The sequence below is a fragment of the Pseudomonas sp. NBRC 111127 genome, assembly GCF_001320345.1.
Lineage (GTDB): Bacteria > Pseudomonadota > Gammaproteobacteria > Pseudomonadales > Pseudomonadaceae > Aquipseudomonas > Aquipseudomonas juntendi.
Window position 1 is genome coordinate 1 of the sequence record NZ_BCBD01000164.1, and the last position, 12,386, is coordinate 12,386.

General features: G+C 61.8%; 12 protein-coding genes. 6 read left to right on the forward strand and 6 right to left on the reverse strand.

Going from position 1 to position 12,386, the window contains the following annotated elements; all coding sequences use genetic code 11:
* The first annotated feature begins 134 nt into the window (after positions 1-134).
* Together APH30_RS22585 and APH30_RS22590 are read left to right on the forward strand one after the other, a co-directional pair.
* On the forward strand, positions 135-1,178 hold the full coding sequence (locus tag APH30_RS22585; RefSeq protein ID WP_029886443.1) for a histone deacetylase family protein: 1,044 nt from the start codon (positions 135-137) through the stop codon (positions 1,176-1,178).
* Positions 1,178-2,281, forward strand: coding sequence for a polyamine ABC transporter substrate-binding protein (locus tag APH30_RS22590; RefSeq protein ID WP_029886444.1), 1,104 nt, complete (start codon positions 1,178-1,180; stop codon positions 2,279-2,281). The genes APH30_RS22585 and APH30_RS22590 overlap by 1 nt, the downstream gene beginning before the upstream one ends.
* A gap of 122 nt (positions 2,282-2,403) precedes the next feature.
* Here the strand turns inward: APH30_RS22590 and APH30_RS22595 are convergent, their stop codons facing one another.
* Positions 2,404-3,936 carry a PLP-dependent aminotransferase family protein gene (locus APH30_RS22595; RefSeq protein ID WP_054913818.1) on the reverse strand — a complete coding sequence of 511 codons (1,533 nt, stop codon included), beginning with the start codon at positions 3,934-3,936 and terminating at the stop codon, positions 2,404-2,406.
* 90 nt (positions 3,937-4,026) lie between these two features.
* Between APH30_RS22595 and APH30_RS22600 the strand changes: the two genes are divergently transcribed.
* Genes APH30_RS22600 through APH30_RS22610 form a run of 3 tightly spaced genes read left to right on the forward strand, consistent with a single transcriptional unit; the run spans position 4,027 to position 5,792 of the window.
* Positions 4,027-4,656, forward strand: a complete 630-nt coding sequence (locus APH30_RS22600; RefSeq protein WP_054913819.1) for an FMN-binding negative transcriptional regulator — start codon at positions 4,027-4,029, stop codon at positions 4,654-4,656.
* Positions 4,657-4,668: 12 nt separating this feature from the next.
* The gene (locus APH30_RS22605) at positions 4,669-5,115 is read left to right on the forward strand and encodes a GNAT family N-acetyltransferase (protein WP_054913820.1); all 447 of its coding nucleotides are present in this window, start codon (positions 4,669-4,671) and stop codon (positions 5,113-5,115) included.
* Between the two features lie 5 nt (positions 5,116-5,120).
* Positions 5,121-5,792, forward strand: coding sequence for a GNAT family N-acetyltransferase (locus APH30_RS22610; protein WP_054913821.1), 672 nt, complete (start codon positions 5,121-5,123; stop codon positions 5,790-5,792).
* 48 nt (positions 5,793-5,840) lie between these two features.
* On the opposite strand, the gene APH30_RS22615 is transcribed toward APH30_RS22610, so the two are convergent.
* The 4 genes from APH30_RS22615 to APH30_RS22630 form a co-directional block, all read right to left on the reverse strand.
* The gene (locus APH30_RS22615; RefSeq protein ID WP_009684487.1) at positions 5,841-6,119 is read right to left on the reverse strand and encodes a helix-turn-helix domain-containing protein; all 279 of its coding nucleotides are present in this window, start codon (positions 6,117-6,119) and stop codon (positions 5,841-5,843) included.
* Entirely contained in the window at positions 6,116-7,441 is a 1,326-nt protein-coding gene (locus APH30_RS22620; RefSeq protein WP_054913822.1) for a type II toxin-antitoxin system HipA family toxin, read from the reverse strand. The genes APH30_RS22615 and APH30_RS22620 overlap by 4 nt, the downstream gene beginning before the upstream one ends.
* A gap of 214 nt (positions 7,442-7,655) precedes the next feature.
* Positions 7,656-9,464, reverse strand: coding sequence for a sodium-extruding oxaloacetate decarboxylase subunit alpha (gene oadA / locus APH30_RS22625; RefSeq protein ID WP_029886450.1), 1,809 nt, complete (start codon positions 9,462-9,464; stop codon positions 7,656-7,658).
* 98 nt (positions 9,465-9,562) lie between these two features.
* Positions 9,563-10,978, reverse strand: coding sequence for an acetyl-CoA carboxylase biotin carboxylase subunit (locus APH30_RS22630; RefSeq protein ID WP_009684483.1), 1,416 nt, complete (start codon positions 10,976-10,978; stop codon positions 9,563-9,565).
* 204 nt (positions 10,979-11,182) lie between these two features.
* On the opposite strand from APH30_RS22630, the gene APH30_RS22635 reads away from it, so the two are divergent.
* A complete protein-coding gene (locus tag APH30_RS22635; protein WP_161891643.1) occupies positions 11,183-12,130 on the forward strand; it encodes a LysR family transcriptional regulator in 948 nt (315 codons plus the stop codon).
* Here APH30_RS22635 and APH30_RS29680 read toward each other — a convergent pair.
* The gene (locus tag APH30_RS29680) at positions 12,072-12,290 is read right to left on the reverse strand and encodes a PA3496 family putative envelope integrity protein (RefSeq protein ID WP_082416234.1); all 219 of its coding nucleotides are present in this window, start codon (positions 12,288-12,290) and stop codon (positions 12,072-12,074) included. The two genes, APH30_RS22635 and APH30_RS29680, sit on opposite strands and share 59 nt — an antisense overlap.
* Positions 12,291-12,386 lie beyond the last annotated feature (96 nt).

The following is a 12,386-nucleotide window of genomic DNA, read 5'->3' on the forward strand; positions in this document are numbered from 1 at the left end:
GCGAAAAAGCCAGCACAGGAAAACCCGGCCATAGAGCTTGGCCACATCGATCCCCTTTTGGCCAGTTGCGTCGTTCTCCGCCACTGGCCCACCGCTGAAAATGGCCCCACGCCAGTCCCCACCGGAGAACAACAATGCTGACGATCTATTCCGATGATCACCGCCTGCACCATGGCCGCTGCGAGCTGATCGACGGCAAGCTGATGCCGTGTTTCGAAATGCCCTCGCGCGCTGACCATGTGCTCGACCAGGTCAAAAAACGCAACCTCGGTGACATCCAGGGCCCTACCGACTTCGGCCGCGCGCCCTTGCTGCGCATCCACAGCGCCGACTACTTGGACTTTTTCGAAGGCGCCTGGGCGCGCTGGGCCGCGCTGGGCCAGGAAGGCGACCTGCTGCCGTTCACCTGGCCTGCACGCACCTTGCGCCAGGTAAAACCTACCGGCCTGCACGGCGAGTTGGGCTATTACAGCTTCGATGCCGGTGCACCGATCACCGCCGGCACCTGGCAGGCGGCCTACAGTGCCGCCCAGGTCGCCCTCACCGCCCAGGCAGCGATCCAGCAAGGCGCGCACAGCGCCTTTGCCCTGTGCCGCCCACCAGGGCACCACGCCGCCGGCGAAGTGATGGGTGGCTACTGCTACCTGAACAACGCCGCCATCGCCGCCCAGGCATTCCTCGACCAGGGTCGGCGCAAGGTTGCCATCCTCGATGTCGACTACCACCACGGCAATGGCACCCAGGACATCTTCTACCGCCGCAACGATGTGTTCTTCGCTTCGATCCACGGCGACCCGCAAGACGAATTCCCGTTCTTTCTCGGCTATGCCGACGAAACCGGCGAAGGCGCCGGCGAGGGTTGCAATATCAACTATCCGCTGCCCGCCGGCAGCGACTGGTCTGCCTGGAGCGCTGCCCTGGAAGAGGCTTGCCAGCGCATCGCCAGCTATGACGCCGACGTACTGGTGGTCTCCCTGGGTGTGGACACCTTCAAGGATGACCCGATCTCGCAATTCAAGCTGGACAGCCCCGACTACCTGGAAATGGGCAAGCGTATCGGCCAGCTTGGCAAGCCGACCCTGTTCGTGATGGAAGGCGGCTACGCTGTGGAAGAAATTGGTATCAACGCAGTCAATGTGCTGGAAGGTTTCCAGCGCGCCCAGCCAGGAGCCCGGTAATGGTCCGACTCAAGCGTCTGCTCGCCCCGTTCATCGCTGCCACCCTGTTCACCGGTGCCCTGCAGGCGCACGCCGAGCAGCGCACCCTGCGTGTGTATAACTGGTTCGACTACATCACCCCGCAGACCTTGACCGATTTCCAGAAGGACAGCGGCGTCAAGCTGATCTACGACATCTTCGACACCAACGAAGCGCTGGAGGCCAAGTTGCTCACCGGCAACTCCGGCTATGACGTGGTGGTGCCGTCCAACGTATTCCTCGCCAAGCAGATCGAGGCCGGGGTGTTCCAGCCGCTGGATCGCAGCAAGCTGCCGAACTGGCAACACCTGGACCCTGCGCTGATGAAGCTGATCGAGGCCAACGACCCAGGCAACAAGTTTGCCGTGCCCTACATGTATGGCACCGTGCTGATCGGCTTCAACCCGGCCAAGGTCAAGGCCGCGCTCGGCGATAACGCGCCGGTGGACAGCTGGGACCTGATCTTCAAGGAAGAGAACATCGCCAAGCTCAAGCAGTGCGGGGTAGCGCTGCTCGACTCGCCGTCGGAGATCCTGCCGCTGGCCCTGCAGTACCTCGGCCTGCCACCGAACAGCGACAACCCGGCCGACTACAAGAAGGCCGAAGCGCTGATGCTGAAGATTCGCCCGTACATCACCTACTTCCACTCCTCGAAGTACATGGCTGACATGGCCAATGGGGATATCTGCGTGGCGGTGGGTTACAGCGGCAGCTTCTCGCAGGCTGCCAACCGCGCCCGCGAAGCGAAAAATGGTGTGACGGTCGACATGCGCCTGCCGAAGGAAGGCGCGCCGATCTGGTTCGACATGCTGGCGATTCCGAAGAATGCCGCCAACCCGGCAGACGCCCATGCATTCATCAACTACCTGCTGCGGCCGGAGGTGATTGCGCCGATCAGCGATTTTGTCGGCTACCCGAACCCCAACAAGGATGCCACCGACAAGGTGAGCCCTGCGATTCGCAACAACCCCAACCTGTACCCGACGGCGGAGGCGATGGCCAAGCTTTACACGCTCAAGCCGTTGCAGCGCGAGGCCGAGCGGGCGCGAACCCGGGCCTGGACGCGGATCAAGTCGGGGACCTGACGCAGTTGGGGCTGCCTTGCAGCCCTTCGCGGGTGAACCCGCTCCTACAGGATATGCGCCGCACCTGAGACCACCCGGCCATACCTGTGGGGGCGGGTTTACCCGCGAAGAGGCAGGCAGCCTCAACCCTTGCGCCACGCCTTGCGCAATTTCATCAATGCCGCGGCAATCTCGCCCTCCGGGACCGCGGCAAACCCCAGCACCAGACCTGCACGCTTATCCACAGGCACTTCGCTGTCGGCCAGCCAGAAATTGCTCAATGCTGTCACTTCAACGCCAACCGCCTCTGCCTTGGCCACCAACGCCTGTTCACACGCAAAGTTATCCACAGACACCTTCACGTGCAGCCCAGCAGCCACTGCGGGCATGCTGCCCAGCCCGGCAATATCCACAGGCCAGCCGGCCTTGAGCACATTGCGCCGGTTCAACGCCGCTTTGCGCATGCGGCGAATGTGCCGCTGGAAATGCCCACGGGCCATGAACTCGGCCATCACGCACTGGGTGCTGACCTCCGAATGCCGTACTGCCAACGCCTTACCCTGGCTGAAGGCCTGTGCCAACTGCGCCGGCAACACCAGGTAACCCAAGCGCAGCGCCGGGAAGGCGATCTTGCCGAAGGTGCCCACGTACAACACCCGGCCGGCCCGGTCGAGTGCAGCCAGCGGGGCCAGGGGCGCGCCGCTGTAACGGTACTCGCCATCGTAGTCGTCCTCGATGATCCAGCCATCGCTGCGTTCTGCCCAGCCCAGCAACGCCAGGCGCCGGGCCAGGCTCATGGTTACCCCGGTCGGGTACTGATGGGCGGGCGTGACATAGGCCAACCGGCAACCCGGCAACTGGCCCAACCGTGCGCAATCCATACCCTCTTCATCCACCGGCACGCCGGCGACCTGAGCACCCGCCACTGAAAAAGCGTGCGCCGCCGCCCGGTAGCCCGGGTTTTCCACAGCCACCCGGTCGCCGGGCTGCAACAGCAACTGTGCACAAAGGCTTATGGCCTGCTGCGCGCCACTGGTGATCACTATTTGCTCAGCGGTACAGGTCAGCCCCCGCGAGCGGCGCAAGTAGGCAGCGATCAACTCGCGCAGTGCCGGTTCACCCGCCGGGTCGCCATAACCCAGCTGTGCAGGCGCAGGGTTACGCCAGAAACCCGCTTGCAGCTTGGCCCAAACGTCGAAGGGGAACAGATCGAAGGCAGGTATCCCCAAACGAAAAGCCCGCGGCGCGCCCTGTTTGGGGGGCGGCAGATGGTGATTTTTCAGGCGCTGCAAAGGCTCGCTACAGCTGTGCTGGCTGGATAAATCCTCAGTATTTTCCTGGCCGAATGTGGATAAACCTGTTGATAACCCCTGGTATAACCCTGTGGACAGTTGTGTGGATAGTTTCGGCAGCCGGGTTACGTAGGTGCCGTCACCGACTCGGCTTTCGATATAGCCCTCCGCGTACAACTGGTCATACGCGCGCACCACGCTGTTGCGCGACAGCCCCAGCACGGCTGCCAGATCGCGGGTGGCAGGCAGCCGTGTGCCGCTGCACAGCCGCCCATCCAGCACCCGCTCGCGTAGCGCCTGGTAAAGCTGCTGGCTCAACCCGCGGCGGCGATCGAGCGAAATCCCCGTCGGGTCGAAAGGCAGGATGAGGGGCTTTTCGTGCATGGCATTGGACCTATGAAAACAGGCAGTAATGGCTCTTACCCAGAACCATTAGCCTGCCTAGGATGGGACCATTCGACAAGGACTCAGACCATGTACAACAGTAAGCCACACCAGGAACACGACCTCGCCCGGCTGCAGCGGCACATGCTCGACACGCGTCTGGCCGTGCTGGTCAGCCATGGCGAGCAGGGCCTGCTGGCCACCCACTTGCCGGTGCTGCTCGACCCCGCAGAAGGCGAGTTCGGCACCGTGTACGCCCACTTGGCCAGGGCCAACCGCCAGTGGCAGGACTTGGCGCAGGGGGCCGAAGCGCTGCTGGTGTTTCCCGGGGCCGATGCCTATGTCAGCCCCGGTTACTACCCAAGCAAGGCCGATAACCCCAAAGTGGTGCCAACCTGGAATTACCTGGCCGTGCACGCCTATGGGGTAGCCGACGTGATCCACGACGCCGAGCCATTGCTGGCGATTGTCAGCCGGCTCACCGACCGCCATGAGCACGGCCGCAGTGAGCCGTGGCAGGTGAGCGATGCGCCCGCCGACTACATCGACGGCATGCTCCGCGCCATTGTTGGCATTCGCCTGCCGATCCAGCGGTTGCAAGGCGCGCGCAAGCTGAGCCAGAACCGCGCTGAGCAGGACATTGCCGGCGTGCGCGAAAGCCTGAGCGCCAGCCCCGATCACCTGGACAATCAACTTGCCGCGCACATGCGCCTTCTGTGAAGGAGTAGCCCAATGCCCAGCGTTACCCTGCGCCCTGTCACCGCTCAAGATCACGCCGCCTGGCATGCCTTGTGGCAGGCCTACCTGCACTTCTACGAAACCGAACTGGCCGATGACGTCAGCCTCAGTACCTGGCAGCGCCTGCTCGACCCCAACGAGCCAACCCATTCGGCCCTGGCCTGGGTAGATGGCACGGCCGTGGGCATGGTCAACTTCATCTACCACCGCTCCAACTGGAGCATCGAAAATGCCTGCTACCTGCAGGACCTTTACGTGCACAGCGCACAGCGGGGCCTGGGCATCGGCCGCCAACTGATCGAACATGTCTATGCTGCAGCCAAGGCCGACAACTGCAACAAGGTGCACTGGCTGACCCACGAAACCAACGCCACCGCCATCAGCCTGTACGAGCAGGTTGCCGAGCGCCCGGGCTTCATCCAATTCCGCAAAGGGTTGTAGGCCACATGACTGACGCACTGCACTGGAAACCCGCCGCATCACCCAAGGCCGAGCCCATCGACGGGCGCTTCATCCGCCTGGAAAAACTCGACCCGGTGCGCCACGGCGACGACCTTTGGGCTGCCCTGCAAGGCCCGGGCGCCGACCCGGTACTGTGGGACTACCTGCCCTACGGCCCGTTTACCGAACGCGCTGCCTTCGACCGCTGGCTGCAAGGTAACGCCGCCGGCCACGACCCGCTGTATTTCACCGTGATCGACCGCGCCAGCGGCAAGGCTCAGGGCATCCTCAGCCTGATGTCGATCGTGCCTGATCATGGCCGCATCGAGATCGGCCACATCGCCTTCGGCGCGCCCATGCAGCGCACACCCAGGAGTACCGAGGCCGTCTACCTGTTGGCCAAGCTGAGCTTCGAACTCGGGAACCGCCGCCTGGAATGGAAGTGCAATAACGCCAATGCCCGCTCCAAGCGTGCAGCGCAGCGGTTCGGGTTCGTCTTCGAAGGGGTGTTCCGCAAGCACCTGGTGGTGAAGGACCACAACCGTGATACGGCGTGGTACTCGATTACCGATGATGAGTGGCCGCAGGTGGCGGCTGGCTTCGAGCGGTGGTTGAGTGCCGAGAACCAGCGCCCGCAAGGGCAGGCACGAACGCTTGAGGCCTGCCGCAGGAACTGACCTGCACCACCGGTCACGGGCTCACGGGCCTATGATCGGTGCAGTGGCTTACCTGATCAGACTCGCGCGCCTGACAACCCCCATCTGCAAGCCAAATGGCTTGAACACGGCGTTCAACGAGTTCAGCGTGGGGTTACCACCGCCCTGCTCGATCTGGATCAGCGTACGCACGGAAATCTTGCACATGCGTGCAAACTGAGTCTGCTGCATCTTCGCCACCTCCACACGCAGCCGCCGCACGGCAGCACCCAGCTCAAGGCTGCCGTTGGCGATACCTTCGCGTACTCCGTCGATCAGTAGCCCACGGGCATCGATGGAAACCGTCATGCCAACCCCCATTCAACCATCCGGCGCTCAAGCCTGCCCAGCGCAATTGCCGGGTGATTCATCACCGCATCAGGCAGGCCCAGGGCGGACAAGATATCCGGCAATGCCAACAGGTGCCGGGCATCCCGCCGCAGACGCTCAAAAGCTTCGCCCGGGTCGACAAATTCGGCCAGTGCAGTACAGGCAGCCTGCCAGTCGATATCGCCAGCCCGCTCTATCGAGGCTGGCCACTTCGTCGTTCGCGTTATCCCTTCCTGATCCATCACCATCGGTGCAAGGTCGTAGATCGGTGCGAGGCGCACGGTGTCACGGGTACGGATGATCGCAGTGTTACGCCCGTGGTTATCGGCATTACCCAGGATCTTGTTGATCAGGTCGCGCCGCAGATAATCGGCAACCAGGTCAGGCAGCTGTCTCCCCTGCCCGGCCAGTTTCCACACCACGGCAAGCGCCTCAATCGCCTCCAGGTGCCCCATTCGGCTGCCAGGCTCGGTCACGCCACACAGGGAGTACATCGACTCCACGGCAAAGCGTTGCACACCCTGCGCGCAAACCTGCCGGTCGAAGCGTTCCAGCCACAGGCTGGGCTTGGAGCCTTCTTCCAGCGCCATGTATTCAGTGGCCACCGTTTCGATGCCAAGCTGCTGCAACGCCTTGTAGTAGAGATACTCGGCCCGCAGTATCTGCTGATCATCAGCCAGTGCCTGGTTCCTGGCGAACTTGATGAACCAGTGACGCCGGGCACGTTCATCCGCCAGCACCGCGTCGGGATACAACAGGCCGTTTTCTGCCTCGGTCATCAAAAGCTTTGGCGCCTCCCCACCGGCGCCTGTCGCGCCACCAATGGCCGCACCTCGCTCATAGGCGTATTCGAGAAACCGTTGATCGCGGGTGATCACATCCTGACGGGCAAACCCGATGGGGTCGGCATAATCCAGTAGCTCAGCCGACTCCTTGATGCGCAGGTTGCCGATTGGCGCCGGAGTGGACCGCCCCAGGAGAAACAGGTCATCCCCCATGCCTTCTGGTTTCTCACGGCCGATATGCCGGAGCAGGAAGCGCTTGGCGGCACCGGCGGGCGCGATGTCGTAAAGGAACGCGGGAGCATGCTGCAGACGATAAGAACCAAAATCCACCGGCAGCCTCGCGCTTGCCGCCTGGCAGAACAGGCTGTCGTATGCCTCCAGATGGGTTTTGACGTACTCGGAGGTATAGCCGAACTCGCAGGGGCTGGAGAGGCCCTTTTCAGGCTCGACAAAGGCGATGGCAACAGCATCATGCCACTGCGCCTGATCATGGAGTTGAAGCGTGAGTCTGTACATGGTTCACCTGCAATTTACCGCATGCGGACAACCGACTCGGTCGATGGATCTGCATCATAGTGCAGATTCCCTGATGTTTCAGTGTAAATTCTGCAATTTAATACAGATACGGCCCAAGATTCACGCTATTCCTGCATTAAAATTCATATTCAACCTCAAAAAAAGGGGAGCATCCGCTCCCCAGAGGTAAACCGCTTGTAGATGAGGGCCTGTATCAGCCCTCGATCTCGATCAGGATCTCGCCCGGTGTAACGCGATCGCCCTTGGCCACGTGGATGGCCACGACCTTGCCGGCGATGGCCGCCTGCACTTCGGTCTCCATCTTCATGGCTTCGGTGATCAGCACCGCCTGGCCTGCCTTGACCATGTCACCTTCCTTGACCAGCACATCGACGATGTTGCCGGGCATGGTGGTGCTGACGTGGCCTGGGGCACTGGCCTGCTTGCGCTTGCTGCTGCCGCCGCCGACAAACTCGTTGAGCGGCTCGAACACCACCTCTTCCGGCATGCCATCGATCGACAGGTAGAAGTGGCGTTTGCCTTCGGCCTTCACACCCACACCGGTGATGTCGACGCGGTAGGTTTCACCGTGCACATCGATGACGAACTCGGTCGGTACGCCTTCACCGCTTGGGGCGGCAGCCACACCGGCTTCCGGAATCGGCAGCAGGGCTTCCGGGGTCAGGGTGCCGGCTTCGCGCTCTTCGAGGAATTTGCGCCCGATATCCGGGAACATGGCGAAGGTCAGCACGTCTTCTTCGCACCGGGCCAAGGCACCGATATCACCACGCAGCTTGGTCATTTCCGGCTTGAGCAGATCGGCCGGGCGCACGTCGATCACCTCTTCGCTGCCGATGGCCTGGCGGCGCAACTGCTCGTTGACCACGCCCGGGGCCTTGCCGTAGCCGCCCTGCAGGTAGAGCTTCACCTCGTTGGTGATGGTCTTGTAACGCTCGCCGGCCAGCACGTTGAAGAACGCCTGGGTACCGACAATCTGCGAGGTCGGGGTGACCAGCGGCGGGAAGCCAAGGTCTTCGCGGACCCGCGGAATCTCGGCCAGCACTTCGTTCATGCGGTTGAGGGCGCCCTGCTCCTTGAGCTGGTTGGCCAGGTTGGAAATCATCCCGCCGGGAACCTGGTTGACCTGCACGCGAGTGTCCACCGCGGTGAATTCGCTTTCGAACTGGTGGTATTTCTTGCGCACCGCGTAGAAGTACAGGCCGATTTCCTGCAACAGTTCCAAGTCCAGGCCGGTGTCGAACTCACTGCCCTTGAGCGCAGCGACCATCGATTCGGTACCTGGGTGGCTGGTGCCCCAGGCGAAGCTGGAAATGGCGGTGTCGATGTGATCGGCGCCGTTTTCCACTGCCTTGAGCTGGCACATGGCAGCCAGGCCAGCCGTGTCGTGGGAGTGGATGAACACCGGCAGCGACTGCTCGGCCTTCAGGGCCTTGACCAGTTCACCGGTGGCGAACGGCGTCAGCAAGCCGGCCATGTCCTTGATCGCGATCGAGTCGCAACCCATGGCCTCCATCTGCTTGGCCTGGTTCACGAAGGCTTCGATGGTGTGCACCGGGCTGACGGTGTAGGCAATGGTGCCCTGGGCGTGCTTGCCAGCGGCCTTGACCGCTTCGATGGCCACGCGCAGGTTACGCACGTCGTTCATGGCGTCGAAAATACGGAATACATCGATGCCGTTGACCGCGGCCTTGGCAACGAAGGCCCTGACCACGTCGTCGCTGTAGTGGCGGTAGCCCAGCAGGTTCTGGCCGCGCAGGAGCATTTGCAGGCGGGTGTTGGGCAGCGCAGCGCGCAGCTTGCGCAGGCGCTCCCACGGGTCTTCCTTGAGGAAGCGCACGCAGGCGTCGAAGGTGGCACCGCCCCACACTTCCAGCGACCAGTAGCCGACCTTGTCGAGCTTTTCGCAGATCGGCAGCATGTCTTCGGTACGCATACGGGTGGCCAGCAAGGACTGGTGGGCGTCGCGCAGGATCGTGTCGGTTACGTGAATTTTCTTGGACATTGTTATCTCCTCGTAGCGGCAAGCTTGAAGCTACAAGCTGCAAGAAAAAGCTGATCTGCTTCTACTTGCAGCTTGCCGCTTACAGCTTGCTGCTGCATTCATAGGCCTGCGTGGGCGGCGATGGCAGCGGCGATGGCCAGGGCCAGCTCTTCGGGTTTGCGCTTGATCGAGTAGTTGGTCAGTTCAGGGTGGCTTTCGACGAAGCTGGTGTTGAACTGGCCGCTACGGAATTCCGGGTTACGCAAAATTTCCTGGTAGTACGCAGCGGTGGTCTTCACCCCTTGTACACGCATGTCATCCAGGGCCCGCAGGCCGCGGTCCATGGCTTCTTCCCAGGTCAGCGCCCAGACCACCAGTTTCAGGCACATGGAGTCGTAGAACGGTGGAATGGTGTAGCCGGTATAAATCGCCGTGTCGGTGCGCACGCCCGGGCCGCCAGGGGCGTAGTACCGGGTGATCTTGCCGAAGCTGGGCAGGAAGTTGTTCTTCGGGTCTTCGGCGTTGATACGGAACTGCAACGCGTAGCCGCGGTGGTGGATGTCTTCCTGCTTCACCGACAACGGCAAGCCTGAAGCAATGCGGATCTGTTCACGGACGATGTCGATGCCGGTGATTTCCTCGGTGATGGTGTGCTCCACCTGCACCCGGGTGTTCATTTCCATGAAGTACACCTCGCCATCGGCGAGCAGGAACTCCACGGTGCCGGCGTTTTCGTAGTCCACTGCCTTGGCTGCACGCACCGCCAGGTCGCCGATATAGGCGCGCTGCTCAGGGGTGAGCTGTGGGCTTGGGGCGATTTCGATGAGCTTCTGGTTGCGGCGCTGGATCGAGCAGTCGCGCTCGAACAGGTGCACCACATTGCCGAAGCTGTCACCGAGAATCTGCGCCTCGATGTGCTTGGGGTTGACGATGCACTTTTCCAGGAACACTTCGGCCGAGCCAAATGCCTTGGTTGCTTCGGAAATGACCCGCGGGAAGTTCTGCTCCAGTTCTTCACGGCTGTTGCAACGGCGGATACCGCGGCCACCGCCACCCGAAGTGGCCTTGAGCATGACCGGGTAACCGATGCGGTCACCTTCGCTCAGGGCTTCATGGATATCGGCAACGTTACCTTCGGTGCCCGGGGTTACCGGCACACCGGCGGCGATCATGGTACGGCGTGCTTCGGTCTTGTCGCCCATGCGGCGAATCACGTCGGCGGCCGGGCCAATGAACTTGATCCCGCGTTCGGCGCAAATTTCTGCCAGCTCGGCATTTTCCGACAGGAAGCCATAGCCCGGGTGCAGGGCATCGCAACCGGTTTCCACCGCCAGGTTCACCAGTTTGCGCGGGTTCAGGTACCCGGCCAGCGGCTCGGCACCAATGCTGTGCGCCTCGTCGGCACGCTTGACGTGCAGGGCGTGGCGGTCGGCGTCGGAATAGATCGCTACCGAGCGAATGCCCATCTCGGCGCATGCACGCACGATCCGAACTGCGATTTCACCTCGGTTGGCGATCAGGATTTTTTTTATCACTGGAGTCTTCCCAAAGCCGTAGGAACAGTCGAGCCGGTTCTACCGGTCGGCGCGTGACCAGACGTTGCTGGCCAGTCGCGTATTCACCCTAGCGCCATGGGTTGATAAACAAAAATCAATATTTGTTAGGGGCTGTATTAGCAAAAGCTTATAGTTGGGTAACAAGGTATTGCCGATGAGCCGACAACTATGCGTAAGTCCTTGATGCGTATGACTTTACGACAATTGCAGATCTTCAACGAAGTGTGTGATTTGCGTTCGTACAGCCGCGCTGCGGAAGAAATGGCGCTCACACAACCCGCCGTTAGTCTGCAGATCCGGCAGCTCGAAGAGCTGATAGGCCAGCCACTGTTCGAGTACGTTGGCAAGAAGCTCTACCTGACCGAAGCAGCCGAGGCCCTGCAGCGTGCCAGCCGGGATATCTTCGGCCGGCTGGAGAGCCTGGACATGCAGCTGTCGGACATGCAGGGCTCATTGCAAGGTCAGTTGAAGCTGGCGGTCGAGTCCAGTGCCAAGTACTTCGTTCCGCACTTGTTCGCGGCCTTCAAGCAACGTCACCCGGAGGTCAACCTGACCTTGACGGTGGTCAACCGTGCACAGGCCATTCGGCGGCTTTCCGACAACCGCGATGACCTGATCATCATGTCCATGGTGCCGCAGGACATGGGCCTGGAGTTTCTGCCCTTCCTCAACAACCCGATCGTGGCCGTGGCGCCGCCACAGCATCCGCTGTGCAAGCTGGAACAGCTGCGCCTGCAGGATCTGGAACCTCATACCCTGCTGGTCCGCGAGCAAGGCTCAGGGACGCGCAAGGCGTGCGAGGAGTATTTCAAGGACAAGCGTGTGCATTTCACCCAGACCCTGGAAGTGGCGTCGGCCGATGCCCAACGCGAATGCGTGATCGCAGGTCTCGGGGTGGCGTTGCTGACCCGCCACGCGGTGAACCTGGAACTGGCCACCGGCGTGCTGACCGAACTGCCGGTGGAAGAGCTGCCCCTGTACCGCAGTTGGTGCGTGGTGCAGGCCAAGGCCAAGCGCCAGTCGCCGGTGGCCTTGGCGTTTCTGGCGTTCATCCGCGGCGAACGTGCGCTGATCAGCGGGCTTGTTGAACGTTTTTCGGGGAGGCTGCCGCAGACGCCTGCCACACCGTGAGCGCTTGCAGGTCTGGGTAGTCCGCCAGCTCGCGGAGCAATTGACGCTGGTCGCAATAGCTTTCGATCGCCCGCCGATATTCCATGCGGCGCTGATCCTTTTCCTGCTGCTTGCGAGCCTTGGCGTTGGGTTGGTACGTACCGTCGAAGTCACGAGCCATTGCCTGTCTCCCAGATAGGATGCGGGAGTTTCAGACTGGCCTGGCAGGTTTACGGTTTAGCGGTGAAATGGTGACAAAACAGTGAAATCTGCTTTG